The following is a 23,369-nucleotide window of genomic DNA, read 5'->3' on the forward strand; positions in this document are numbered from 1 at the left end:
ACCCCGGTGAGGAGTGCCACAAACATGTTTAGCCAGGCTGAGTTCTGGGCATGCCGTGCGTCTGGGCCGCACACCTGCGGTATGCGACCTGTGTCTCCGACGATGGGGCTTCGCGGGCCCGGCCGCAACTCCAGCGCCGAAAAGTGTGGTCTACCTGGGGCCGTGAGGTGGACTCTCCGCACGCGACCGCCGCTTCTTGCGACCGCGCCGTCCGAGCCCGGACAGCGGCGTCCAGACCGCGGGCAGCAGAAGCAGCGCCACCACGGCGAGCCACCACAGCGGAGCCTGCCCGCGTCGCCAACCGTCCACCACGGTACCCAGCCAGCCGAACAGCGGCTGCGCGATGGGCGGCAGAAAAGCCGCGAACAGCAACGCGGCTACCACCAGCACACCCAGCACGGTGAGCACCATTCGCCACGTGCGCCTCAAAGTCAGCAGGCTCACCACGAGGAACACGAGCGCCCCGCCGGCTACCGGCAGGCCGAGCCATTGCAGGACGGACCCGCCCTCGCCGCTGAGCACGAACCCGGCGATCGCGGTGACGGCGGCGGCGAGCAGGTTCCAGGGGCGGCCCAGCCGTGTCGCGCCTTGCGTGACCCACCACGAGCTGCGGCCGCTGAGCTGGGCGAATTTCGCCAGCGGCTGGAGCGTTTTCGGGACCCGGGTGGCGGTGGACGCGGCGTTGAGCCCGGCGGCCCCGGCTTTGACGATCGTTTTGCTGAGCAGCGTGCTGCCGAGTTCGCCTTCGAAGCGTTCGGCGGAAACTCGGCAGGCTTGGAAAGCGCGCTGCGCCGGGTCCGGTTGACCGGGGTTTTCCGGCTGCGCGGCCGCTTTCCCGGCCGCTTGATCGAGCGGCCGGGAAACCATCAGCTTCCGGAAACTCTCCGACGCCTTTCCGTTGCCCTCCTTCGCGTCCGCCTCGGCCTGCCGCGCGAGCACCGGCAATTCCTCCCGCGCGATGTCCAGCTGCCGCGATTTGGCCAGCACCATCGACGTCACCGGAAGGCTGGTCGGCACCTCCTTGCCGAAGTCGACCGGCGACAGATTCGCGTCCAGGCCAAGGAAAGCCAGTTCGTCGCCCAGTTGCGCGAGCAGCCCGGGCAGCTCGGACGGCATCCCGTTGTCCGCGGGCGAAGGCGGCTCCCAGCCGATCTCGCGGAACGTCGTCCGCACCTGCTCCCGGAATTCCTCCGGGCCCACGATATCGCGCAGCACCCGCAGGCGGTTCGGGTCGAGCAGGCACTGCGTCAGCCAGCCCGCGCCGTCGATCCGGCCCCACATCCAGTCGTTCGCGCGCCAGGACGCTTTGTAGAACGCGCCGAAGTTGTTCGCCTGCGTGCCGGTCAGCTTGTCCCGGCCGCGCGACCGCGCCAGGTCCAGCAGCGTCCGGCTGTCCGCGCTCAGCTGCACCAGGTCCACCCGCTGGTCCACCGATGGCGCCTCAGCCAGCAGGCCGCGCGTCGCCATGTGCAGCAACAAAAAGCGCGCCATCACGAACCCGTCCGCGACGTCCGCGTTGTCCAGGCCGAACCAGTCCAGCAGTGTCGTCACCGTGTCCGCGGCGTCCGCGGACCACTGGTTTTCCTTGCCCGACAACGCTTGCAGCACCGGAGCCGCCGACCGCAACGCTCCGACCAGCTCCGGCCACGCATCGCGTACCGCGTCCGACGCGCCGAGCTCCGCCCATTCGGCGGCGAGCTGACCGATCCAGTCCGGCATCGCGGTGCCTGGCTTCGGCGGCTCGTGCCGTGCCACCCACGCGGACAGCCGCACGTCGCGAGCCGCGCTCCGGCGGGCGGCGTGCATCTTCGCGCGGGCCTCGTTGAGCTGCGTCGCCTGCTCGAAATCCGGCCCCATCCGGAAGCCCGCGTTGATCAGCTGGATGCCGGTGGCGACCGCGTCGTCCAGCGTCGAGGTGCGGTAGCGGACCATCTCGCCGACCGGCACCGACTCGCCGGGCAGCGTGTCCGGAATCCCGCGGCGCAGTCCGTCCGCGGCGATGTCCTGCAGCAGCGCCGAGCTCCCGGCTGCCCAGCCACTGTCCTCATCGGACAGTTCGTAGCGGCGGGTGACCGCGCGCACCAGATCGGCCGCGTCGAGCGCGACCCGGCGGTCGAGATACGCCCGGTGCACCCGGTCGTCCACCAGCTGTCCGCCGCGCAGGCCGAGCGACGCGAGCGCGACCCGCGTGTCCCGGGTGCGGGTGACCGCGGAGTTGTGCCGGGTCAATTCCTCCAGCTCGACGCTGATGGTCTGGCTCATGATCGTCGAGGCGACCTTCGCCAGCGCGGTGCCGAGCATCGGCGGATCAGCCGGGTCGCACGGCATCGGTTTGACCTCGCCGTTGACGGTCGGGACGACGTACAGCAGCAGCCGCCGCACATCCGTCGACGACGCGCGTTCGAAGATCTCCCGCAACGCCGGCCGCAGCGGTTTGTTCACCAGCACGCCGCCGTCGGCGAGCCAGTGCGAACGCACCAGCTCCGTGTAGTCGGTCATGTCCGGATGCGACTGGTCCGCCGCCTCGGCCCCGATCGGCATTCGCGACAGCTCGAAAGCGCCGGGGAAGGACGCGCTCGATCGGGCGGCGAGCGCGAGCGGAGCGTGCACCTGGTTATTCCACAATGGACCGTCGAACCGGAACAGCATGCGATGTTCGACGTCCCGCACGCGGTTTCCGAGCGCGTCGTCGTACTCGGTGGTCTCGCCGTCGAGCATGGTGCCGGTGAGCAGCACGGTCACGTCCGGCGGCTCGGTGGGCACGACGCCGGACACGGTGATGTCGTGCATCGCCTGAACCAGGCCGTTCAGCAGCACTTTGTCGCCGTTCAGCACCGAACGCGGCTGCGTCTCGCCGGGGTCGCGGATCAGATTCTCCAGCGATCCGGCGGAGAACCAGGTGTCGCGCAGCACCGCGGGCGTCGACCGGTACGCCTCCGCCAAGCCGAGACACGCGGCGTTGATGCCGCCCGCACTCGTGCCGGTGAGCACGTCCAGGCGCACCGAAGCGTGCAAAAGGTCGAGAAGTTTCCGGTAGCCGTTACGTTCGTCCGGCGTGCGCGAAGCGTGCAGCAACGCCGACGTCTCGGTAGCAACTCCCCCCATCCACACCGCCAGGCTGGATCCCCCCACCATGGCCATCGCGATCCGGATTTCCTGCGGCCACGGCTCCGCCGTCTCACCCATGGGGGTCAGTCTCCCGGCCCGCACCGCTCCACCACAAGGGGACGTCCTAGACGGCGAGATGCTCCAGCACGAGCACCTGAGCCTCGCCGACCGCGAACCCGAGCACCGCGCCGGTCGCGATGAGAATCCATTCGTCCTGCTGGAAAGCCGGGCGCAGCAGCTGCTCGAACTCCTCGGGCGACAGTTCCTTCATCTTGCCGACCAGGACGTTCCGGATGTCCATCGCGTCGGTGGCGTAGTCCTCGATGTAGCGCATCGTGTCCGGCAGCCGGGTCATGATCTGCTCCGAGATGGCCAGCTTCATGTCCTGGTAGCGGCGGCTGCCGATGGCGAAGACCAGCAACGGTTTCGCCACGTTCGCCGCCCGGCCCAGCTCGCGGTCGAGCTGCCGCTGGATGAGCGCGAGCACGCGGTCGGACAGCGGGCCCCGCAGCACCGCCTCGATGACGTTGTGCGGCGTGATGATTTCTTTCGCGATCAGCTCGCCGTAGGCCTCGGCGACCTCCGCGCGCCGCTTGAGGAACAGGCCCTGCCAGGTCACGCCAAAGTATTTCTTCGGCTGCAGCGGGTAGAAAATCATCCGCAGCGCGAGCCAGTCGGTGAACCAGCCGGTGAAGAGCCCGAACAACGGCATGATCGGCGGGAATTTGAACAGCACCCAGGCGACCATCTGGATCACGCCGATCAGGCCGCCGAACACCAGCCCGGAGCGCGCGATGAACTTGAACTCCTCCGCGCCCGCTTCCTGGAAGATCCGGTTCAGCAGCCGTTTGTCCTTGACGAGGCTGGTCACCACCATGCCCTTGAGGTCGAACACACTGTCCACATCGGACTGAATGAGTTCGAGCACGGCCTTGACCATGTGCGGCGATTCGGCCTGCACGCGCTGGATCACCAGCCGCTGCACGCCGACCGGCAGCGATTCCCACAGGCCCGGCTGGTAGTGCCCGGCCACCTCGCGGACGATGTCCTCGACCGCCGCGAGCAGCGGTTTCTCGATCTCCTTGGCGATCCGGTCCGCGTCGAGCCGGGCGACGACCTCGGCCGGCTTGATCAGCTGCTCGGTCATCGTGTCGCAGGCGATGCTCGCCATGCGCGCGGCCCGTTTGGGCACGATGCCCTGCCAGCCGAGGAACGGTTTGACGCCGATGAACTCGACCGGCTGGAACATCATCCGGATCGCGACCAGCTTCGTGCCGTACCCGATCAGCGCGGCGACGATCGGGATGGAGACATAGAGCTGCCAGTGCCGGACGAAGTCGTCGAGGATGCCCGAGACGAACCCGCCCATCGGGTTCAGCCCAGGCTCGGGTCGCAGGCCTGCCAGAACTGCGCGCCGAGCCGCGAGACGTGGATGGTGCGGCGGATGATCTTGATCCGCTTCACCTGCTTCTCCACCTCGCGGACCGACTCGTCGGTCAGCAGGATCTCGTACTGCGTCTCGAGCGCGGGCACCTCCTCGTCCAGTTCGACCAGGCCGAGGCCGATCAGCCGGGTCACGTAGCCGGGCACCTGGTCCGGCAGCGACACCCCGGCCGCCTTGCCGACCGTCGAGGCGTTGCGCAGCACGATCCGGCCGGCGCCGCCGATGGCGGTCCGCTCGGCGACGTCGATCGCCGGGAACGGCGAGCCGTCCGACAGCGCGGAAAGGATGCGCGCCTCGTCGGGCGTGAGCTGGCGGAGAATGATCGCGTACAGGTACTCGCGGGCGCGCTCGCGGCCGAAGCCGATGGAGTGGTTGAGCAGTTCGGCCATCGCCGCGCGCAGCGGTTCGACGTGGTCGCGGGCGGGCACCAGCGTCACGGTCGTTTCGACGGCGCGGCTGCCGACGTCGGCCCGGTTCATCGCGGACGCCGCGGTCAGCGCCGCGTGATAGGGATCGTCGACCTCGTCGAGGCGGCGGCGCAGTTCGCTCAGCAGCCCGCGTTCGACCTGCTTGAGGCCCCGTTCGGCGGTGTCGATCCCGGGGAGTTTGCGGGTCAGGCCGAAGCCGGTGCGCGCCGCCCATCCGGCGAGCTGGCCTGCCCGGCGGGCCAGGTTGGCCACGTCCTCGGCGGTGCCCCGGCCGTCCGGTCGCTGGTAGTCCACGGGCTGCTCCCCTCAACTGTTCGCGCTGATGCTACCTGCGAGTAGGCCGAACGGCCCTGTGATGCCGGGCCAGTGGGTGTTGGATGGCGCGCATGACCGCGCCGTGGGGACCGCCGATCGACGTGCTGCCGCTGCTCGTCCGCGAGGAACAGGCGCTGATCGGGGTCCTCTCCGACCTCCGGACGCCGGAGTGGGCCTTGCCCGCCCACGGCGGATGGACCGTGCACGACGTGACCGCGCACATCCTCGGCCTGAAGCTCAGGCGGCTCTCGCGGGACCGCGACGGCCACTTCGCGGACGGGACCTCTTGGGTATCGGCCTGTCGGCAGCTGTCGCCGGAGGTGCTGTTCGCGATGCTCGTGGACAGCACGACGCAGCTGACCGAACTGTGGAAGCACCGAGACCTGGACAAACCGGCCGAGGCGCCGTTGTGGCTGACGGTCGCTCGCGACTATGCCGAGCAGTGGGTGCTGCACCAGCAGGTCCGGGAGGCCGTGGAGGCCCCGTTGCTTGACGAGCCGGAGTTCCGGACGCCGGTAGTGGACACATTCCTGCGTTCGCTGCCGCAGACGTTGCGTCCGGTGACCGCGCGGACCGGACGTCAGGTGGCTTGTTCGGTGGAAGGGGCCGGGCGGTGGACCGCGCGCGCCACCGCGGCCGGCTGGACGATCGACCGGGGCGCGGCGACCTCCCGGACTCCGCTCGCGTCGATGACGACCGACGCTGACGCGTTCTGGCGGTTGTGCAGCGGGACGCTGCCCGCGGCGGAAGCGAGCGCGCGCGTACGGCTCAGCGGGGATCCCGCGGTGTGCGAGATCCTGCTGAGCCTGCGGGCTCCGGCGGCCTGACGCAGCAGGTCAGCGTCGCCGACGCGCCTGCTTCCGCAGCTGGAGGATGCGGGCGCCGCCGATCAGCGCGACCAGCGCCGCACCCGCGATGGCGGCGAACAGCATCGCCACCGCGAGCGGCATGCTGCCGGACGCGCCGAGGAAGTGGACGGTCGCCGTGTCCAGGTTCTGCAGGATGAACACCAGCAGGAACACCAGCAGGACGATCGCCACGATCACGGCGACCCAGGTGCCGCTGATCCGGGTGGACTTGACCTTCCCCTTGCCGGGGCGGCCCGCGGGTTTCGCGGCGGGCGGCCGCGCTCCGGGCTCGGCTCCCGGCGCGGTGCCCGGGGCGGCGTGGTCGGGTGCGCCGGGCACCTCGGTGCCCGGCGCCTCGGGAATTTCCGATTTCGAGACCCCGTCGGGGCCGTCGTTTCGCGCGTGGGACATATCGTGATTGTCCGCCCACTCGACGTGATGCGCTAATTCAAGCCTTCGCGTCGACGTCACGCAGCACTCGCAGCGTGTTGCGGCCGGCGAGTTTCGCGCAGTCCTCGTCGCTCCAGCCGCGTTCCATCAACGCGGCGATGAGGACCGGATACTTCGACACGTCCTCGAGGCCCTCCGGCAGGACGCCGACGCCGTCGTAGTCGCCGCCGAGCCCGATGTGGTCGATCCCGGCGATCTCGCGAGCGTGCTCGATGTGCGCGACGACGTCCTCGATCGTCGCCTTCGGCTTGGGCGGACCGTCCCAGGTGTCGGCGAACCGGCCGCGCTCGCCGAGGTTGAGGAATTCCTTGCCGGCCGCGGTCATCGCGTCCTTGAGCTGGTTGTCCCATTCGGTGACCGCGGCGGAGATGAAGGCGGGCACGAAGGTGATCATCGCGACGCCGCCGTTGCCGGGCAGCTGGGCGAGCACGTCGTCGGGGATGTTGCGCGGATGGTCGTTGACCGCGCGGCAGGACGAGTGGCTGAAGATCACCGGCGCGCTGGACACGTCGAGCGCGGCGCGCATGGTGCTCGGCGCGACGTGGGAAAGGTCCACGAGCATGCCGATCCGGTTCATCTCGCGCACGACCTCGCGGCCGAATTCGGTGAGCCCGTCGTGCTCGGGTTTGTCGGTTCCGGAGTCCGCCCAGGTGGTGTTGAAATTGTGCGTCAGCGTCAGGTACCGGACGCCGAGCCGGCGCAAAATCCGCAGCACGCCGAGGGATTCGGCGATGCTGTGCCCGCCTTCGGCCCCGAGCAGCGACGCGATCCGCCCGTCCGCGAACGCCGCCTCGGCCTCGTCGGCCGTGGTCACCAGCCGCAGCCGCTCGGGGTAGCGCTCGGCCAGCTGGTAAACCACCTCGATCTGTTCCAGGACCGCGGTGACCGCGCTGTCGCCCTCGAACTGACACGGGACGTACACCGACCAGAACTGCAGGCCCAGCTTGCCTTCGGCGAGTTTGGGAAAGTCCGTGTGCAGCGTCGGCTGGGGCACCGTGAGGTCCACGCCCGCCACCGCTTCGACCGGGTTCGGACCGGCCTTGTCGCGGAGGGCCCACGGCAGGTCGTTGTGTCCGTCGGCGAGAATCGTGGAGGCGAGCAGGTCTTGCGCGCGAGTCAGCTCGGTCATGCCTCGACCCTAACGAGCCAAGCCTCCGCCGCGCGGGCTGCTGCGCGGACATCTCGTTGCCCAGGTAACTTCTCGCGCGCAAGAAGTAATCCGGGTAGACTCCGGCAAATGACCCCGGATCCGCAGACGGACGACGACGAGATCGTGACGTGGTGGGGCCTCGTGATCGAGGGCTATCTGGCCACGCAGAACACGCTGATGGGCGAGCTCGCCGAACGGTTCGGCCTGGCCCCCGCGTCCTTCGACATCCTGATGCGCCTGGTGCGTTCCCCCGAACACCGTATGCCGATGACCCGCCTCGCGACCGAAGCGGCCCTGTCGAGCGGAGGCTTCACCAAGGTGGCGGACCGGCTGGTCGCCGCGGATCTGATCTGCCGAGTCCCGAGCCCGGAGGACCGCCGGGTGACGTTCGCCGCGCTGACGGAGCACGGGCTGGAGGTAGCGCTCAAGGCGAGAGCCGCCTGCGCGGAAATCCTGCGGCGGATCGTGCTCACCCCGCTGGGCCCCGATGCCGCGGGGCTGGCGGAGGCCATGCGGACGCTTCGGTCGGTGAACGGCTGATCCTGAGGTCCCCTCAGTCAGGGATAGCTGAAGCCTTCCGACTCCAGCCGACGTCGAAGGACGGCCAGGCAGCGGTGCCGGATCCGACTCACGCTCGACGGGGAGATGCCCAGCTCGGCAGCCAGTTGGTCGTGCCGAAGCTCCGGGCAGTGTGCCAGCAGGAGCATCATCCGACGGTGCCGCTCCGGGAACTTCTCCACCGCGCGCCATAACGCGGCTGCCAACTCACTGGCCAAGGTCTCTTCCTCGGGCGAATCCGCGGGCTCGTGCGCCTCCAGTTGCGAGTCATCGACAAACTTCACCCGCGCGCGATTTTCCGCCGCCCTGAGTGCGTGCCTCCGCGCGACGGTCGTCAGCCAACCGGCCAGGCCGTTCGAATCCCGCAGGCTCGGCCGACGGCTGAGCAATTCCAGCCAGGCCGCTTGACAAGCGTCGTCCGCGTCGGCGCGAAAGCCCGGGTTCGCTCCGACGACCCGGTTCATTTTCGTCGACAACCGGCGCACCTCGTCCTCGTCCCGCATTCCCGGCTCCCTTCCTCGGTCGGGAAGACTGACGGGCCGGGCATCGCGACGGATCCGTTTCAGCGGGGCAAGCGCCGAATCGAGTGATCAACTTCGAGTGGATGTATCCAGGGCTGGGGCGGGTGCCACGCGCATGCGCAGGAAACCAAGCCAGGTCGACAAACCGGCCGGAGGCACCGGGAATCAGCCCCGAGCGACAGCCTCCGCATAAGCCGCCGCCAAGCGTTCCGTGGCCGTCGGCCCGTCCCCGCCCGGACGCGGGATTCCCAGGTGCCGCTCCCGAAGCTCCGCCATGAATTCCTCCCACAGCGGCGGCCCGCCGGCCTCCAGCAGTTCCGCGCGCACGCGCAATTCCGGCGTCGTCGGCCGATGCCGCAAACCCCAGCTTCCGAGCTGCACCAAAACCGGCACCAGCTGAATTGCCGCTTCGGTCAAACTGTACGTCGCGCGCTGTCCGCGACCGGCCGAATCGCGCGTAAGCAATCCCGCTTCGGTCAGCGTGCGCAATCGGTCGGCGAGGATATTCGACGCGATTCCCTCCTCGGACTGCGACTGCAGTTGCCGGAAATGCCGCCGGTCGCCGAACATCACGTCACGCAGGACCAGCAGGCTCCAGCGATCGCCGACGACCTCGATCGCGGCGTTGATCGGGCACCCCGAGCGCGGACCGTCCGGCATCGCACACCTCCTCCAAGCACTTGCACTTTACCATCACCTTCGGCATAGTGCTTGCAGAAGACAAGTGGGCGGATCGATGCTCAAACACGTCGAACCCGTGAGAAAACCATGACTGGCAAGGCTGGTGGGGCGACGAACCTCCGCTTCCTCGACCTCAGCGGAGTCGTGCATCTTGCGGAAGCAACTCAGCGCAAGCCGGGCATCAGCCGTAGAGCGTTGCCGGACAGAACACCGTCCAGGACCTCCGCGGGCAAACCCAGATCGGCTACCGCACGGACGTTGACCGCGGTTCCCGGCACGCCAGGCCAATCAGTGCCGAAAATCCACTTCCGAGCCAACCGCACCAGGTCGAACCGCGCGTAATACTCCGGCAGTTTCTTCGGCGGCAGCCCGGCGAGGTCGAGCCAGACGTTCGGCCGCGCCTGAGCCATGAACGCCGCCACGTCATACCACCAGCCCCGCCCGCCGTGCGCGAACACGAAGTTCACCGACGGGAAGTCTTCGACCACATCGGACAGCAGCGAAGGATCCCCATAGCTGGCACGTGAACCCGGGAACACCGACAGTCCAGAGTGGAGGATCACCGGGACCCCGCGTTCGGAGCACAAGGCGTACACCGGGTACAACTCCTTGTCCGCCGGGGAAAACGCGCCGTGCACGGGGTGGATCTTCAACGCCACCGCACCCAGCGCGAGCTGGCGTTCCACCTCGTCGACCAGCGGATAGTGCAGATGCGGGTTCACGTTGGCCACCAGCCGGAACCGCTCCGGGTTGTACTCGACCAACGGCAGATTGTCTTCAATCGCCTGGATGCCGGTAGCCCGCGGACTGTATTCACAGAACAACAGCACCCGGTCGACGCCCTCGCGCGCCATCAGGTCGTCCAGCGCCGCGGGGATCACCGTGCCGTCCGCGTCGTACACCGTGCGCCACGGGTAGTCTCCGGCGAAGTCGCGCGCCCAGTCCAGCCACGCGGGCTTGAGGGTGGGCAGCCGCGGGGTGTGCACGTGAGCGTCCACCACGAAATGCTCGTCGATCATGCCGGCCAGTCGATCACGATTGCGGCTGCGGCACGCGCAGCGACTCGCGCACCATTTCGCGGATCACGTTCCGCCGGATCTTCCCGGTCGCGGTCTTGGGCAGCTCGGCCATCTCCACCACGCCCCGCGGTCGTTTGAACGCCGCCAAGCCCTCGCGGCAAAACTCGATCAGCTCGCCAGCGTCCACAGTGGCCGAAGGCGCGGCAACCACGCACGCCACTGGTTTGTCCAACCCGTCTTCGTCCGGCGCGGCGACCACCGCCACCTCGGCAACGGCCGGATGCTGCAGCAGTCGTTCCTCCACTTCGGCCGGAGACACCCAGATCCCGCCCGCCTTCAACATGTCCCCGAACCGGCCGAGACACGTGTAGGTGCCGTCCGAGTTGCGGACGTAACTGTCCCCGGTCCGCAGCCACGGACCCTGGAAAACCTGTTTCGTAGTCTCATACCGCGCCCAATACCCGGTGGCGATCGACGGACCGGACACGAACAGTTCGCCCGGCCGCCCGGCTTCCGAAATGACCGCGCCCTGTTCGTCCCGGATCTCGACGGAGTACCCCGGCACCGCGACCCCAGTGCTGCCCGGCCGCACCGCACCCGGCTGGTTCGAGAGAAAAATATGCAACGCCTCGGTCGACCCGATCCCGTCCAGGATCTCCACGCCGAACCGCTCGCGAAAGCGCGTGAACAACGCGGACGGCAACGGCTCCCCAGCCGAAACCGCATGCCGCACTGAGGAAAACGAATCGTCCGGCACGTCACTGGCCAGCAGCGCGGCATAGAACGTCGGCACCCCGAAGAACAAGGTCGGCCGGTCCGCCCGCGCCCGTGCGGCGATGATTCCCGGAGTCGGACGTGCCGGTTCCAGCAGCGTCGTCCCTCCACAAGAGAGCGGGAAGAACGCCGAATTCCCTAGACCGTAAGCAAAGAACAACTTGGGCACTGACAAGAACCGGTCCGAAGAGGACACTCCCAGCACCTGCGAAGCATAAGTCGAGCACACCGCGCGGATGCTCCCGTGCCGGTGCATCGCGCCCTTCGGCTGTCCGGTCGTGCCCGACGTGTACAGCCACAGCGCGGGCGAATCCTCCCAAGTCGGCGAAGCCACGACGTCGTCCGTCGCGGTCAGCGGCCACCGATGCGTCCGCACTCCAGCGGGGAATTCCGCCGGATCCGCCCGGTCGAGCACCACGTCGGTCACCTCGGGCGCACCGGTCAGCGCGCCCGCCGCCTGCGCCGAGAACTCCCCGGACACGCACAGCACCCGCGCCCGCGAATCGGCGAGCACCTGACCGAGTTCCAGCCCGGTGACCATCGTGGACACCGGCACCGCGACCGCGCCGATGAGCATCGCGCCGAGGATCCCGCTCAGCAATTCGACGTCGTCGACCATGCAGAACATCACCCGCTCCTCCGGGCGCACGCCGAGAGCGCGCAACCCGGACGCGACCCGGTGGGTCTCGGCGGCGAGTTCGGCGTAGCTGAGCGTGCGCCGCGGCGAAACGACCGCGAGCGCGTCCGGACGGCCTTGGCCGAGCAGGTACTCCGCGGCGTTGAAGTTCGCGGGAACCGTCATCGGTGCCCCCTCAGGTGAGGTACACGTACTCGTAGTCGAAAGGTTTGCCGTTGATGCCCTGCCTCGGCGGCGCGACCCAGCTGGCGATCTTCCCGCGCTCGTACACCGGGTGCATGAGCGACCGGACGAACGTCAGGTCCTCGGCCGTCGGCAGCCATTTGTGCCGCGCTGCCTCCCACGTCGCCTCGTCGACGATGCTGCCGTCCGGAGTGATGTGGTGGCCGGAGTTTATGCCCACCTCGCGGTTGAAACCAGGGTGCGGCAACGCGAACCGGAAGTCGATGCCGGCGTCGGCGAGGATCTTGTTCCACCGGTTCACGCCGGTCTGGCAGTCCGCCCTGTACTCGTCGCGCAGGTCGAGATTCAGCAGCAGGATGGCCTGCATCTCCTCGGACGTCCAGGTCCCGTCGTCGCGCGGACGTTCCAGCAGACGGCTGTCCTCGGTGAGCTTGTGGTCGTCCTTGCGCCGCGTCTCCTGCCAGCGGCCCTTGAGCCCCGCGGTGTAGTAGTTCGCCGCGTTCGTCGACGTTTCGCTGCCGAACAGGTCGAGCGACACCGCGTAGTGGAAGTTCAGGTACCGCTGGATGATGTCGAGCGGGATCCCGCCGTGCGACGCGATGTCGTACGTGTCGTGCTCGCGGATGAGCTCGGCGCTGCGCTGCACCACCCGGTCGACGCCGGTGGTGCCCACCATCATGTGGTGCGCCTCCTCCTTGAGCATGAACTCGCAGGTGCGCGACAGCGGGTCGAACGAGCTTTCCTTCAACGTGCCGAGCTGGTATTTCCCGTCGCGGTCGGTGAAGTACGTGAACATGTAGAACGCGAGCCAGTCGGCCGTTTCCTCGTTGAACGCGCCGAGGATGCGCGGCGCGTCGGGGCTGCCGGAGTTGCGCAGCAGCAAACCCTCGGCCTCGTCCCGGCCTTCGCGGCCGAAGTAGGCGTGCAGCAGGTACACCATCGCCCACAGGTGCCGGCCCTCTTCCACATTCACCTGGAAGAGATTGCGGAGGTCGTACAGGGAAGGCGCGGTGAGCCCGAGCAGTCGCTGCTGCTCGACCGACGCCGGTTCGGTGTCGCCTTGGATCACGATCAGCCGCTGCAGGTCGGCGCGGTACTCGCCGGGCACCTGCTGCCACACCGGTTCGCCGGCGTGCTCGCCGAACGCGATCCGCCGGTCCGGTTCCCGCTCGGCGAGGAAGATGCCCCAGCGGTAGTCCGGCACGTTGACGTGGTCGAAGTGCGCCCAGCCGTCGCGGCCGACGCTCACCGCGGTGCGCAGATAGACGCCCTCGGTTTCCAGCGTGGGGCCCATCTCGCCCCACCAGTTCATGAATTTCGGCTGCCAGCCCTCCAGCGCCCGCTGCAGCCTGCGGTCGTCGGCGAGGTGGACGTTGTTCGGGATTTTCGCGTCGTAGTCGATCTTTTCGGGCATCGGTTCAGACCCGCTTCCTGTCGAAGACCGCCTTCTGCCCGGTGCCGTAGCGACGCAGCGCGCCCTCGGGCCCGGAGGCGTTCGGTCGGGTGAAGATCCAGTTCTGCCAGGCGGTCAGCCGCCCGAAGATCTTGGTTTCGATCGTTTCGGGGCCGACGAACCGGTGGTTCGCCTCCATCCCGGTGAGCGCGTCCGGCGACAGCGAGGCCCGGCCTTCCAGCGCGATCCGGATCTCGTCCTCCCAGTCGAGGTCGTCCGGGGCGTCGGTGACCAGGCCGAGTTCGACGGCTTCCGCGGCGCTGAGCGGACGGTCGCGTTCGCGGGCCAGCCACGTCAGATGGTCGTCGTCGCCGTAAAACCGCGACTGAAGCCGGGACAGCCCGTTGCCCATCGGGAAAACGCCGAAATTGGCTTCGGACAAGGTGATCGACGCGCGTTCCGGCGAATCCTCGTCGTCGATCGGCGGCCCGTCCAGCAGGTACTGCCGGTCCGCCGCGAAGGCCAGCTCGAGCAGGCTGCCCGCGAAGCAGCTGCCCGGTTCGATCAACGCGATCAAGGTGCGGCTGGTGACGTCCAGCCGCTTCAGCGTGCGCTTGTAGTAGTGCAGGATTTCGTTGCTCAGCCAGTCTTTCCCGCTGAGCACGACCTCCTCGTGCGCGAGCACCTGCTCCGGATCGCCTTCGGTGCGCAGGACCCAGGTGCCGAGTTCCGGTTCGTTCGTGCGCAGCCGCAGGATCGCGTCGTCCAGCTCGCGGGTCAGCCGCAGCAGCCAGCCGTCGAGCTGAGGTTCGCCCGACGGGCCGAGCACAGTGAGCGTGACCAGCGAGTTCGGCCGGTCGTACGCGACGCGGACGTGCCGGTATTCGATCCCGTCGTCGGTCACCGACGGCTCCAGCGGGGCCAGCTCGATCCCCTGTTCGGCCGGCAACCGGTCGGATTCGGCGGCCAGTTCGTGCGCCCGCTCCAGCACCTTTTCGCGGAACCCGACGCGCGGCACCAGCTCGTCCACCAACCGCCAGTCGACCGCGGTCCGGCCCTTGACCCCGTCCGGCCGCGTCGCGAACACATCCGCGAGATCCCGGCGGACGCGCCGTTTGTCGACCACGCGCGTGAGCCCGCCGGTGCCGGGCAGCACGCCGAGCAACGGCACCTCGGGCAACGCGACGGTGGACGAGTTGTCGTCCACGAGCAGGATCTTTTCGCAGGCCAGCGCTATTTCGTAGCCACCGCCGGCGCAGCTGCCGTTCACCGCCGCGAGATAGGTCTGGCCGGAGAACTCGGTGGCGTCCTCGATGCCGTTGCGGGTCTCGTTGGTGAACTTGCAGAAGTTCACCTTCCACTCGTGCGGCGAGGCGGCGAGCATCCGGATATTGGCACCGGCGCAGAACACCTTGTCCTTGGCGCTCGTCACGATCACCGCGCGCACCTGCGGATGTTCGAACCGCAGCCGCTGCGTGGCGTCGTAGAACTCGATGTCGACGCCGAGGTCGTACGAGTTGAGCTTCAGCTCGTACCCGGGCACGAGGCCGCCCTGCTCGTCGACGTCCATCTCCAGCCAGGCGACCTCGCCGTCGACGGTCAGCCGCCAGTGCCGGTAGGTGTCCGGATGCCGCTCGAACGTGACAGGTGTGGTGGTGGTCACGCCCTTGATTGTCTACATCGTTTCAACGAACGTCAATGTTGTGTAGACATTTGCCCGGCAACGCTCACCCGGTTGAGCCGCGTCGCCGCCCAGCACCCGAATACCCACAGCGCGACCGCCGCGAACGTGTCGGTGAAGATCGTCGCGAACCAGAACGCCGGGACCCGCGGCACGCCGACCAGGAAATGCCCCGCGCTCGCCAGCCCGGACAGTGAGTAGACCAGCAGAAACGCGAGCGAACGCCAGTACTGGCCGCGCACGTAGGCGCGATAGCCGAGCGCGCCGAACACGGTGAAAACCACCCAGCTCGCCGCCACCACGATCTGCGTGGCCAGCACGCTGATCCCCGGGACCTGCGGGTAATCCGCCGCGCGCACGACGTTGTGGGAGTAGTGCAGGATCGTGCTGACCAGGGTGAACGCCAGGATCACCCGCAGCGGACCGAGTCCCTTCTCGCGCAGAACGTCCACGCCGCTCGCCCCCTTGCGATTTGATAGAACGCTCTAGCGTGAGAGTACCCGGAGGGCGGCCGTCAGACCAGATCGCGCAAGGCGCGAAGCGTGCGCAGGGTCGTTTCCACATCCGCGGAGGGCAACCGCGAAGCGACGGCGTCCGCCCACTCAGCCTGCCGGGGGCCAAGAAGACGCAGAGCCGCCCGCGCCTTGGCGGTAAGCCGCAACAGCGGAGCGCGGGCGTCGTCCGGATTGTCAGTGCGCGAGAGCATTCCGTCTCGCAGCAGGCGGTTCACTGTCTCCTGCACGCTCTGCCGCCGCAGCCCCCGACGCCGCGCCAACTCCGCTGCGGTCGCCGGACCGTCTTCGAGGAAGCCGACGACCTGCCATTGCGCGGCGGTCAAGCCCGCTTCCGCGGTGAGCGCGTCACCGACGGCCAGCAGCGCGCCATTCGCCACGAAGATCTCGTTGACGAGCTGGGTAAGGGCTTCTGCACGGCGCGTCCTCGGAGGCATGCGTGCTAGTGTTCCGGAACGACAGGCACCTGTCGAACTGGAGGGGACGCTATGGAATTGCCCGTCGTCGGCGCCGCACACGAAGCCCTCGCCGCCCTCGTCGGAGACTGGTCCGGCACCGAAGACCTCGCCGCCGCGCCCTGGGCGCCCGCCGCGACCGCGACGGCCACCTGCAGTTACCGCCGCGCACTCGACGGATTCGCGGTGCTGGAGGACTACGTCCAGACCCGCGAAGACGGCACGCGAATGCTGGGACATCACGTCTTCACCGTCGACCCGGCCACCGGCGACACGCTGTGGTTCGGCTTCGACAGCTACGGTTTCCCGCCCAGCGTTCCGGCCCGCGGCGGCTGGCGCGACGGCACGCTGCACCTCGAAAAGCACACCGAACGCGGCGTCGCGGCTCACCGGATCACCCCGGAAGGCGACGTCCTCACCCACGAAATCGACGTTCGTCTCGGTTCGGACGACGACTTCCGCCCGTTCCTTCGCGCTCGCTACTTCCGGAGTGCGCGAGACTGATCCCATGACCGAGCAGACCATCGAGGCCGACGGCATCACCCTGTGCCACGAATCGTTCGGCGATCCGTCCGCGCCGCCGTTGCTGCTGGTGATGGGCCTCGCCGCGCCGATGATCTGGTGGGACGACGAGTTCTGCGTCCAGCTCGCCGAGGCCGGCTTCCACGTGCACCGCTTCGACAACCGCGACGTCGGGCGCTCGCAGTGGTGGACCGGCCGGGCCAGCCTGCCGCTCGCGTACTTTCTGCGGTCCGCGCCGTACTCGCTCGGCGACCTGGCCGACGACGCGGGCAAACTGCTCGACGCCCTCGGCATCGAAAGCGCGCACGTGGTCGGCACGTCGATGGGCGGGATGATCGCGCAGGAGTTCGCGATCCGGCACCCGCGGCGGGTGCGGACGCTGACCTCGATCATGTCGACCACCGGCGCGCGAACCGTCGGCCTGCCCAGCCCGCGGGCCGCGCTCGCGATGCTGGCCCCGGGGCCGCGCACGCGGGAGGATTACGTGACGCAACTAGTGCGCACGTCCCGGCTGATCGGCTCGCCCGGCTACGTGTTCGACGAGGACCATTTCCGCCAGCGCGCGGAACGCACCTACGACCGCGGCCTCAACCCGGCGGGCGTGTTCCGGCAGCTCGCCGCGATCCTGTCCTCCCGCGACCGGACCGCCGATCTGCGCCGGCTTTCCGTGCCGTCGCTGGTCATTCACGGTACGGCCGACCCGCTCGTGCACGTGTCCGGCGGCCGCGCGACGGCCCGCGCGCTGGGCGCCGACCTCGACCTGATCCCCGGCATGGGACACGACCTGCCGCGTGAGGTGTGGCCGCGGGTGATCGCCGGGATCAAACGGCTCGCTACCCGCTGATCGTCACCGAACCCAGGTTCGAGAAGTGCGCGGCGACGCGGGACCCCGGGCGCAGTTCGACGGCGTCGGTCATCCCGCCGGTCAGCACGAGCCAGCCCGGTTCGAGTGCCAATCCGCGTGCGGCCAGGGAATTCGCCGCCAGCGCCAGCGCCTCCGCCGGATGGCCCTGGACCGCGGCGCCGGTCGCGGTGTCGACGATCTGCCCGTCCACCTCGACCAGCGCGGCTTCCAGCGAAAGGTCCAATGAGGACGGTGGACGGCCGACCGGGCCGAGTCCGAACAGCGCGGACGAACCGTTGTCCGCGACGACGTCCGGCAGCGTGAACCGGTAATCGCGGTAACGGCTGTCGATGATCTCGATCCCGCCGTACACCTGGGAAACCGCGGCGAGAGCGGTAGCCGCGGTGACACCCGGACCAGAGAGTCGCTCGCCGAGCACGAACACCAGTTCCGGCTCCGCGCGCGGGTGGATGAGCTGCGGTATCGGCGCGCCCGCGGGCAGCACCATCGCGTCGGTCAGCCAGGCGAGCAGCGGTTCCGCGACGCCCATCCGCTGCTGCTTCGCACGCGACGTGAGCCCGAGCTTCACCCCGATCAGCGTCTCGCCGCGTTCCTGGCGCAGCCGCAGGGCTTCGTCCTGGATCGCGTACGCCGTGGCCAGGTCGAGGTCCGGCCAGGTGTCGGTGAGCTGCGCGCTTTCGGCAGTCCGGTTGAGCAATTCCTGCGCTGCGGCAGTGATACCGGCGGTCACTTGTCCTCCTCCGGCGCGAACACCGCGGTCACACTGCCCAGGCCGGCCATGGTCGCCACGACCGTGTCGCCGGGGCGGACGGTCTGCGCCGCGGTCATCGAACCGGGCAGTACCACGTGGCCGGGCTCCAGTGTCACGCCGAGCGGGCCGACGGTGTTGGCCAGCCAGACCAGGGCGTTGATCGGCGAACCCAGCACTGCCCCGCCCGCGCCGGTGGCCGCGAGCTGTCCGTTGACGTGCAGCGTGCACCCGGCGAGCCGCAGGTCGACGTCGCGCAGGTTGGTCGGGCTGCTGCCCAGGATGACCCCGCCGGACGACGCGTTGTCCGCGACGGTGTCGAAGATCGAGATTTTCCAGTCGCGGACGCGCGAGTCGACGATCTCCAGCGACGGAAGCACGAAGTCGACCGCCCGGACGGCGTCGGCGACGGTCACGCCCGGGCCGCGCAGCGGCTCGCCGAGCACGAACGCGATCTCCGGTTCGATGCGCGGCTGCAGGAACCGGGTCGTCGGGATCGGCTGGTGTTCGAGCAGGAACATCGAGCTGGTGAGGTGCCCGAAGTCGGGCTGGTTCACGCCCATCTGGCGCTGCATCGCCGCGGAGGCGAGGCCGACCTTGTGGCCGCGCACCACGTCGCCCGCCGCCACCCACGCGCGGACTTGCTCCTGCTGCACGCGGTAGGCGTCTTCGATGGTCGCGTCGGGGAAGGTCTTCACGAGCGGATCGATCGGCTCGTGGCGCTCGTACGCGCTCGTCAGCAGCGCGACGGCGTCCTGCAGCTCAGCGGGTTCCACGGGCCGAACTTTGCCTGACCTCGCCGCGCGAGCCAACCCGATCGTTCCATTCACCGGTACGCGCTATTTCTCTCGCCAGATAACTTCTTGCGCGCGAGAGTTTTTGGGCGTACCGTTCTCCGTATCAGCTCCCCGAGAGGACGTGACCCGAAATGGCACCCACTGAGACCGAAGTCGCCCAGCTCGCCCAGGTCCGCGACCGGCTGCGGGAGCAGCACCTGCACCCCGCGGCGGAACGCCCGGCGACCGTCGGCCGCGGCATCCACCACACCGCGCTGCTGTCCAGCGACGTCGAGCGGACGATCACCTTCTACCAGGACGTGCTGGGCTTCCCGCTCACCGAGCTGATCGAAAACCGCGACTACCCGGGGTCGAGCCACTTCTTCTTCGACGTCGGCAATGGCAACGCGGTCGCGTTCTTCGACCTGCCGGGCCTCGACCTCGGCCCGTACGCGGAGGTGCTCGGCGGACTGCACCACCTGGCCTTGTCGCTCACCCCGGAAGCCTGGGCGGCCGCACGCTCCCGGCTCGACGCGGCGGGCGTGAAGTACCAGGAGGAAAGCGGCACGTCGATCTACTTCACCGACCCGGACGGCGCGCGGATCGAGCTGATCGCGGACGACCTCGGCGAGATGTACGGGTCGAAGATCGGCTGAACCACTGGACTCGGTGCGCCGCCGGGCTCAGAGTGTGAGCCCATGGGCGACTGGGCGGCTTCGCGGCGGAAAGCACGGCTCGACCGGCGGGAAGCGATCGACGACCTGATCGCGCGAGTCCGCTTCGAGGTGCGGCTGCATCTGGCGGAGCCGACCGCGGTCAGCCGGTACGACGAGCTCGCCGAGGTTTTCGCCCTCGGCCACCGCGAGTGTGCCGCGCTGCTGGCGCACCGTCGCCTGCTGCCCTGGTGGGAGCGACGGCTGCTTACGCGATTTGCGCGTCGGCTGCATGGCCGCGCGATCGTGGACAGCGTCGCCGACGTGCCCGCGGGTGCGGCTGTCGCCGTCGCCTTCCGAGACGAAATCGCCCGTCTTCTACCGGACGCGGGCGACACCGGTGCCCGCTATGACCTGCAAGGACGCGGGTTGCTGACCGTCTTCCGCCTGGCCCTCGGCACCCGCGGCGAAGCCTGGCCAGACCGGCAGGAAGTCGCTTCGACCGTCGCGCGCAATGTTCTGGCATGCAGTTCCGCGTTCCTGCGGCGGTCGCCGTGGCAGGTGCTGTGGCCGGTGTACCGCGTCCGCGGCCTGCGGTTGTGGCGGCTGTGACGACGCGGAATCCCGAGCCACTGCAAGGTGTTTATCCAAGTATGAAGCCTGAAGAGATCCTCGCCAACGCGCGCACGATCGCCGTCGTCGGCCTGAGCCGCGACCCGGGCAAGGCCGCGCACGGCGTACCGGCTTCGCTGCAGGCGCACGGTTTCCGGATCATCCCGGTGCACCCGTCGGCGACCGAGTTGCTCGGCGAGAAGGTGTACCGGTCGCTGGAGGACATTCCGGAGCCGGTGGACCTGGTGGACGTCTTCCGTCCGGCTGAGGAAGCACCCGACATCGCGCGCTCCGCGGTCGCGATCGGAGCCAAGGCGTTGTGGCTGCAGCAAGGAATCGTGTCGGCGGAGGCACGGCGGATCGCGTCCGAGGCCGGGATGGAGTATGTCGAGGACCGGTGCACCGCCGTGGTACGGGCAGTGGCGGGGATTTCAGTGAGTTAGCCGCTGGAACGCTTGGGAACGCCCGGGTTTCGCGATGAACTCCGCGATTATCTGTGCACATTCCTTCGGACTATGCACCGACGTGTCGCATTCGAGATCATAAACGCCATGGGCGTGCACGATCGGGTATTGCCGCTCCGCTAACCCGGCGGGGCGATCGCCTCGCGCCTGTTCCCGCCGCCGCAGTTCCGGCAGCGGGCAGTGCACGCCCACGAACGTGACTTCCTGCTCCCGCAACACTTCCAGGCAATCGGCGAGCCAATGGGGCCGGAGCACATGGTCGGCGATCACGCCGTTGCCCGCCGCCGCGAGCCCGGCCAGCGCTCGGTGATAGCCGCGCACAGTCCGTTCGAAAACCTCGCCGAACTCCGGCGTGCCGAATTGGGGTGTCCGGGTTCGCGAACGCATGCTGTTGATCGCGTCCCTCGGCAGGTAGAAATACGGGCCCGGCAGCGAATCCAGCAGTTCCGCCGCGATACTCGACTTTCCGGAACTGGACGCGCCATTGAGAAAAACGATATGCCCGCTCATCCGACGAGCCGGTACCCCACCCCGCGCACCGTCTCGATCGTCCGCGTCCCGAACGGCGCGTCGATCTTCCGCCGCAAATACCCGACATAAACCTCGACCACGTTCTCGTCGCCCTCGTAATGCGCGTCCCAAACGTGGCCGAGGATTTCGTTCTTCGTCAGCGCCGCCCCTTGCCGGCGCAGCAGGAACTCCAGCAATCCGAACTCGCGCGCGGTCAGCTCGATCCGCGTCTCTCCCCGGTGAACAGTGCGAGCAGCCGGGTCCAGCTGCAAATCCCCGGCGGTCAGCACTGCCGGACGAGCCGGTGCGCCCCGGCGGAGCAACGCCCGCAGCCGAGCCAGCAACACGACGAACGAAAACGGTTTCGAGAGATAATCGTCCGCGCCGAGGTCGAATGCGTCCGCCTCGTCGTATTCGCCGTCCTTCGCCGTGAGCATCAGCACCGGCGTCCAATTCTCCGCGGCCCGCAATCGTTTCAGCACTTCGTAGCCGGAAAGCTCGGGAAGCATGATGTCGAGCACCACGGCGTCGTAATCGTGCTCCATCGCCGACCAGAGCCCGTCCCGGCCGGTGTGCGCCACGTTCACCGTGAATCCCTCGGCGACCAGGCCGCGGCGAAGGGTTTCGGCGAACTCCAGCTCGTCCTCCACGATCAGCAACCGCATGCTCAGTCCTCCTCGATCCGGGGCAGTTCGATGCTCGGCAGTTCGATCACGAAATGCGCGCCCGGGTAGCTCGGGTCGGCCACGTCGACGTACCGCGCGCGGCCGCCGTGCCGGGCCGCGATGCCGGCCACGATCGACAGGCCCAGTCCCGTCCCGCCGCGCCGTCGCGACGCGTCCAGTCGCACAAACCGCTCGAACACCCGCTCCCGGTCGTCCTCGGCGACGCCCGGGCCGTCGTCACTCACCTCCACCACAACCATCTCATTCTGCACCGAACTCGCAATTCGGATCCGCTTGCGTGCGTGTCCGCACGCGTTGTCGACGAGGTTGCGTACGGCGCGACGCAGCTGCGCCTCACTGCCACGCACCTTCGCCGGCCTCGCGCGTACTTCGATCTCGACAGCTGCTTCGCCGCGTACGCGTTCGGCTTCGGCGCGGACGATGTCGTCTAGATCGACTTCAGTGCGCGCGGGCCGGTCGGTGGCGTCATCGGTACGCGCGAGCATCAGGAGGTCGTCAACCAGCTCTCGCAGGCGCGCAGTCTCGCGCGTAATCACCGGCACCAGTTCGTCGGTGGTCTCCGGGTGCTGGTTCGAAACGTCGAGCGCGGTACTGATGGTCGACAGCGGCGAGCGCAGCTCATGGCTCGCGTCGGCGACGAAGCGGCGTTGCGCGGCTTGCGCGGACCCTAGCCGTTCGAGCATCTCGTTCAGCGTGACAGCGAGCCGGTGCACCTCGTCGCCGCCAGGGGGCAGCGGTACGCGCAACGCGAGGTCGCGCGTAGAGATCTCGGCGACAGTGCGCCGCATCCGCTCCACCGGGCGCAGCGCAGAGCCGACCGAGCGGTACACCGCGAAGCCGGCGATACCGAGCAGTGGCAGCGAGATCAGGCCTAGCAGCAGCGTAAGCCGCGTCGAGGCTTCGGTGACTGGCTCAAGCGAGCGTGCGGAGATGACGGTGAACGGCCCACCCGGCCCGTTGACGCCTTCCGAGACCAAGCGGTACTCACTGCCGTCACCGTCTAGACCGAGCGGCAACGTCTCGACGGTTTCCTGCCCCGGAGCCGGGCGCGCGGCGGTGATGGCCGGACGGCCGACAATCGACGGGTCGCTCGCGATAGGCGTGCTTCGCGGCCCGAGTACCTGCGTCACGGCTTCAGTGTCGCCAGTGCTCGCGACATCGCTCGGCGACAGGTCTCGCGCACCCGCGCGCACGAGTTGGACGGCAACCTGCCGCGCGGTACTGCGCGCGCTCTCGGTGACGCTTCGATCGAGTGACTGCTGCAGCAAGAGCACCACGACGACGCACGCGGTCGCGATGGCCAGCGCGAGCGCCAACACGGCAACCGCGGTTGTCCGCATCCGGACGCCTGCTGCAGCGACAAGTCTCACGCACGC

25 protein-coding genes are annotated in these 23,369 nt (G+C 68.6%); 7 read left to right on the plus strand and 18 right to left on the minus strand.

Going from position 1 to position 23,369, the window contains the following annotated elements; genetic code table 11:
- Nucleotides 1-150: 150 nt before the first annotated feature.
- The 3 genes from H5411_RS09360 to H5411_RS09370 are packed head-to-tail and all read right to left on the minus strand — an operon-like array spanning nucleotide 151 to nucleotide 5,274.
- Nucleotides 151-3,186 (minus strand): patatin-like protein, encoded by a 3,036-nt coding sequence (locus H5411_RS09360; protein WP_183123588.1) that lies wholly within the window; start codon nucleotides 3,184-3,186, stop codon nucleotides 151-153.
- Between the two features lie 46 nt (nucleotides 3,187-3,232).
- On the minus strand, nucleotides 3,233-4,477 hold the full coding sequence (locus H5411_RS09365; RefSeq protein ID WP_183123589.1) for a DUF445 domain-containing protein: 1,245 nt from the start codon (nucleotides 4,475-4,477) through the stop codon (nucleotides 3,233-3,235).
- 5 nt (nucleotides 4,478-4,482) lie between these two features.
- Entirely contained in the window at nucleotides 4,483-5,274 is a 792-nt protein-coding gene (locus H5411_RS09370; RefSeq protein ID WP_101437259.1) for an Abi-alpha family protein, read from the minus strand.
- Nucleotides 5,275-5,366: 92 nt separating this feature from the next.
- Here H5411_RS09370 and H5411_RS09375 point away from each other — a divergent pair, with 92 nt between their 5' ends.
- Nucleotides 5,367-6,122, plus strand: coding sequence for a maleylpyruvate isomerase mycothiol-dependent enzyme family protein (locus H5411_RS09375; RefSeq protein ID WP_376772111.1), 756 nt, complete (start codon nucleotides 5,367-5,369; stop codon nucleotides 6,120-6,122).
- A gap of 9 nt (nucleotides 6,123-6,131) precedes the next feature.
- Here the strand turns inward: H5411_RS09375 and H5411_RS09380 are convergent, their stop codons facing one another.
- Entirely contained in the window at nucleotides 6,132-6,554 is a 423-nt protein-coding gene (locus tag H5411_RS09380; RefSeq protein ID WP_101437257.1) for a lipopolysaccharide assembly protein LapA domain-containing protein, read from the minus strand.
- 37 nt (nucleotides 6,555-6,591) lie between these two features.
- Nucleotides 6,592-7,722, minus strand: coding sequence for a dipeptidase (locus tag H5411_RS09385; RefSeq protein ID WP_183123591.1), 1,131 nt, complete (start codon nucleotides 7,720-7,722; stop codon nucleotides 6,592-6,594).
- Nucleotides 7,723-7,830: 108 nt separating this feature from the next.
- Between H5411_RS09385 and H5411_RS09390 the strand changes: the two genes are divergently transcribed.
- Nucleotides 7,831-8,283, plus strand: a complete 453-nt coding sequence (locus tag H5411_RS09390; protein WP_183123592.1) for a MarR family winged helix-turn-helix transcriptional regulator — start codon at nucleotides 7,831-7,833, stop codon at nucleotides 8,281-8,283.
- Between the two features lie 17 nt (nucleotides 8,284-8,300).
- Here H5411_RS09390 and H5411_RS09395 read toward each other — a convergent pair whose 3' ends face one another.
- The 8 genes from H5411_RS09395 to H5411_RS09430 all read right to left on the minus strand — a co-directional run bounded on the left by H5411_RS09395 (nucleotide 8,301) and on the right by H5411_RS09430 (nucleotide 16,139).
- Nucleotides 8,301-8,804 carry a sigma-70 family RNA polymerase sigma factor gene (locus tag H5411_RS09395; protein WP_220816730.1) on the minus strand — a complete coding sequence of 168 codons (504 nt, stop codon included), beginning with the start codon at nucleotides 8,802-8,804 and terminating at the stop codon, nucleotides 8,301-8,303.
- A 183-nt stretch (nucleotides 8,805-8,987) separates the two neighbouring features.
- Nucleotides 8,988-9,482, minus strand: a complete 495-nt coding sequence (locus H5411_RS09400) for a winged helix-turn-helix transcriptional regulator (protein ID WP_009084100.1) — start codon at nucleotides 9,480-9,482, stop codon at nucleotides 8,988-8,990.
- Nucleotides 9,483-9,667: 185 nt separating this feature from the next.
- Entirely contained in the window at nucleotides 9,668-10,522 is an 855-nt protein-coding gene (locus H5411_RS09405) for an amidohydrolase family protein (RefSeq protein ID WP_183123593.1), read from the minus strand.
- 13 nt (nucleotides 10,523-10,535) lie between these two features.
- The gene (locus H5411_RS09410; RefSeq protein WP_183123594.1) at nucleotides 10,536-12,098 is read right to left on the minus strand and encodes a benzoate-CoA ligase family protein; all 1,563 of its coding nucleotides are present in this window, start codon (nucleotides 12,096-12,098) and stop codon (nucleotides 10,536-10,538) included.
- Between the two features lie 10 nt (nucleotides 12,099-12,108).
- Complete coding sequence (gene boxB, locus H5411_RS09415) at nucleotides 12,109-13,530, minus strand: benzoyl-CoA 2,3-epoxidase subunit BoxB (protein ID WP_101437250.1); 1,422 nt, start codon at nucleotides 13,528-13,530, stop codon at nucleotides 12,109-12,111.
- A 4-nt stretch (nucleotides 13,531-13,534) separates the two neighbouring features.
- On the minus strand, nucleotides 13,535-15,172 hold the full coding sequence (gene boxC, locus H5411_RS09420; protein ID WP_101437249.1) for a 2,3-epoxybenzoyl-CoA dihydrolase: 1,638 nt from the start codon (nucleotides 15,170-15,172) through the stop codon (nucleotides 13,535-13,537).
- A 32-nt stretch (nucleotides 15,173-15,204) separates the two neighbouring features.
- On the minus strand, nucleotides 15,205-15,642 hold the full coding sequence (locus tag H5411_RS09425) for a hypothetical protein (RefSeq protein WP_101437248.1): 438 nt from the start codon (nucleotides 15,640-15,642) through the stop codon (nucleotides 15,205-15,207).
- 62 nt (nucleotides 15,643-15,704) lie between these two features.
- Nucleotides 15,705-16,139 carry a MarR family winged helix-turn-helix transcriptional regulator gene (locus tag H5411_RS09430; RefSeq protein WP_101437247.1) on the minus strand — a complete coding sequence of 145 codons (435 nt, stop codon included), beginning with the start codon at nucleotides 16,137-16,139 and terminating at the stop codon, nucleotides 15,705-15,707.
- Between the two features lie 51 nt (nucleotides 16,140-16,190).
- On the opposite strand from H5411_RS09430, the gene H5411_RS09435 reads away from it, so the two are divergent.
- Nucleotides 16,191-16,661, plus strand: a complete 471-nt coding sequence (locus tag H5411_RS09435; RefSeq protein ID WP_101437246.1) for a DUF1579 family protein — start codon at nucleotides 16,191-16,193, stop codon at nucleotides 16,659-16,661.
- 4 nt (nucleotides 16,662-16,665) lie between these two features.
- Nucleotides 16,666-17,523: an alpha/beta fold hydrolase gene (locus H5411_RS09440; RefSeq protein WP_183123595.1), complete on the plus strand. Its 858-nt coding sequence runs from the start codon at nucleotides 16,666-16,668 to the stop codon at nucleotides 17,521-17,523.
- Here H5411_RS09440 and H5411_RS09445 read toward each other — a convergent pair.
- Nucleotides 17,513-18,274: a 2-keto-4-pentenoate hydratase gene (locus H5411_RS09445; RefSeq protein ID WP_376772112.1), complete on the minus strand. Its 762-nt coding sequence runs from the start codon at nucleotides 18,272-18,274 to the stop codon at nucleotides 17,513-17,515. The genes H5411_RS09440 and H5411_RS09445 overlap by 11 nt on opposite strands.
- Nucleotides 18,271-19,068 carry a 2-keto-4-pentenoate hydratase gene (locus H5411_RS09450; RefSeq protein ID WP_101437244.1) on the minus strand — a complete coding sequence of 266 codons (798 nt, stop codon included), beginning with the start codon at nucleotides 19,066-19,068 and terminating at the stop codon, nucleotides 18,271-18,273. The genes H5411_RS09445 and H5411_RS09450 overlap by 4 nt, the downstream gene beginning before the upstream one ends.
- Before the next feature lie 152 nt (nucleotides 19,069-19,220).
- Between H5411_RS09450 and H5411_RS09455 the strand changes: the two genes are divergently transcribed.
- The 3 genes from H5411_RS09455 to H5411_RS09465 are packed head-to-tail and all read left to right on the plus strand — an operon-like array spanning nucleotide 19,221 to nucleotide 20,776.
- Nucleotides 19,221-19,724, plus strand: a complete 504-nt coding sequence (locus H5411_RS09455) for a VOC family protein (RefSeq protein WP_183123596.1) — start codon at nucleotides 19,221-19,223, stop codon at nucleotides 19,722-19,724.
- Between the two features lie 42 nt (nucleotides 19,725-19,766).
- On the plus strand, nucleotides 19,767-20,333 hold the full coding sequence (locus H5411_RS09460; protein ID WP_183123597.1) for a hypothetical protein: 567 nt from the start codon (nucleotides 19,767-19,769) through the stop codon (nucleotides 20,331-20,333).
- A 41-nt stretch (nucleotides 20,334-20,374) separates the two neighbouring features.
- Entirely contained in the window at nucleotides 20,375-20,776 is a 402-nt protein-coding gene (locus tag H5411_RS09465; RefSeq protein ID WP_183123598.1) for a CoA-binding protein, read from the plus strand.
- Here H5411_RS09465 and H5411_RS09470 read toward each other — a convergent pair.
- Genes H5411_RS09470 through H5411_RS09480 form a run of 3 tightly spaced genes read right to left on the minus strand, consistent with a single transcriptional unit; the run spans nucleotide 20,765 to nucleotide 23,333 of the window.
- Nucleotides 20,765-21,307, minus strand: coding sequence for a chloramphenicol phosphotransferase CPT family protein (locus H5411_RS09470; RefSeq protein WP_183123599.1), 543 nt, complete (start codon nucleotides 21,305-21,307; stop codon nucleotides 20,765-20,767). The two genes, H5411_RS09465 and H5411_RS09470, sit on opposite strands and share 12 nt — an antisense overlap.
- Nucleotides 21,304-21,972: a response regulator transcription factor gene (locus tag H5411_RS09475; RefSeq protein ID WP_009084133.1), complete on the minus strand. Its 669-nt coding sequence runs from the start codon at nucleotides 21,970-21,972 to the stop codon at nucleotides 21,304-21,306. The genes H5411_RS09470 and H5411_RS09475 overlap by 4 nt, the downstream gene beginning before the upstream one ends.
- A gap of 2 nt (nucleotides 21,973-21,974) precedes the next feature.
- Nucleotides 21,975-23,333: a HAMP domain-containing sensor histidine kinase gene (locus H5411_RS09480; protein ID WP_183123600.1), complete on the minus strand. Its 1,359-nt coding sequence runs from the start codon at nucleotides 23,331-23,333 to the stop codon at nucleotides 21,975-21,977.
- Nucleotides 23,334-23,369 lie beyond the last annotated feature (36 nt).

The organism is Amycolatopsis echigonensis, assembly GCF_014174495.1.
GTDB classification, from domain to species: Bacteria; Actinomycetota; Actinomycetes; order Mycobacteriales; family Pseudonocardiaceae; genus Amycolatopsis; species Amycolatopsis echigonensis.

Coding starts and splice junctions, on each gene's coding strand:
- H5411_RS09380 (WP_101437257.1), bottom strand. CDS start 6,554: ATGTCCCACGCGCGAAACGACGGCCCCGACGGGGTCTCGAAATCGGAA.
- H5411_RS09395 (WP_220816730.1), bottom strand. CDS start 8,804: ATGCGGGACGAGGACGAGGTGCGCCGGTTGTCGACGAAAATGAACCGG.
- H5411_RS09400 (WP_009084100.1), bottom strand. CDS start 9,482: ATGCCGGACGGTCCGCGCTCGGGGTGCCCGATCAACGCCGCGATCGAG.
- H5411_RS09410 (WP_183123594.1), bottom strand. CDS start 12,098: ATGACGGTTCCCGCGAACTTCAACGCCGCGGAGTACCTGCTCGGCCAA.
- H5411_RS09430 (WP_101437247.1), bottom strand. CDS start 16,139: ATGCCTCCGAGGACGCGCCGTGCAGAAGCCCTTACCCAGCTCGTCAAC.
- boxB (WP_101437250.1), bottom strand. CDS start 13,530: ATGCCCGAAAAGATCGACTACGACGCGAAAATCCCGAACAACGTCCAC.
- H5411_RS09390 (WP_183123592.1), top strand. CDS start 7,831: ATGACCCCGGATCCGCAGACGGACGACGACGAGATCGTGACGTGGTGG.
- H5411_RS09375 (WP_376772111.1), top strand. CDS start 5,367: ATGACCGCGCCGTGGGGACCGCCGATCGACGTGCTGCCGCTGCTCGTC.
- H5411_RS09455 (WP_183123596.1), top strand. CDS start 19,221: ATGGCACCCACTGAGACCGAAGTCGCCCAGCTCGCCCAGGTCCGCGAC.
- H5411_RS09440 (WP_183123595.1), top strand. CDS start 16,666: ATGACCGAGCAGACCATCGAGGCCGACGGCATCACCCTGTGCCACGAA.
- H5411_RS09365 (WP_183123589.1), bottom strand. CDS start 4,477: ATGGGCGGGTTCGTCTCGGGCATCCTCGACGACTTCGTCCGGCACTGG.
- H5411_RS09460 (WP_183123597.1), top strand. CDS start 19,767: ATGGGCGACTGGGCGGCTTCGCGGCGGAAAGCACGGCTCGACCGGCGG.
- H5411_RS09480 (WP_183123600.1), bottom strand. CDS start 23,333: ATGCGGACAACCGCGGTTGCCGTGTTGGCGCTCGCGCTGGCCATCGCG.
- H5411_RS09435 (WP_101437246.1), top strand. CDS start 16,191: ATGGAATTGCCCGTCGTCGGCGCCGCACACGAAGCCCTCGCCGCCCTC.
- H5411_RS09470 (WP_183123599.1), bottom strand. CDS start 21,307: ATGAGCGGGCATATCGTTTTTCTCAATGGCGCGTCCAGTTCCGGAAAG.
- H5411_RS09360 (WP_183123588.1), bottom strand. CDS start 3,186: ATGGGTGAGACGGCGGAGCCGTGGCCGCAGGAAATCCGGATCGCGATG.
- H5411_RS09405 (WP_183123593.1), bottom strand. CDS start 10,522: ATGATCGACGAGCATTTCGTGGTGGACGCTCACGTGCACACCCCGCGG.
- H5411_RS09465 (WP_183123598.1), top strand. CDS start 20,375: ATGAAGCCTGAAGAGATCCTCGCCAACGCGCGCACGATCGCCGTCGTC.
- H5411_RS09385 (WP_183123591.1), bottom strand. CDS start 7,722: ATGACCGAGCTGACTCGCGCGCAAGACCTGCTCGCCTCCACGATTCTC.
- H5411_RS09475 (WP_009084133.1), bottom strand. CDS start 21,972: ATGCGGTTGCTGATCGTGGAGGACGAGCTGGAGTTCGCCGAAACCCTT.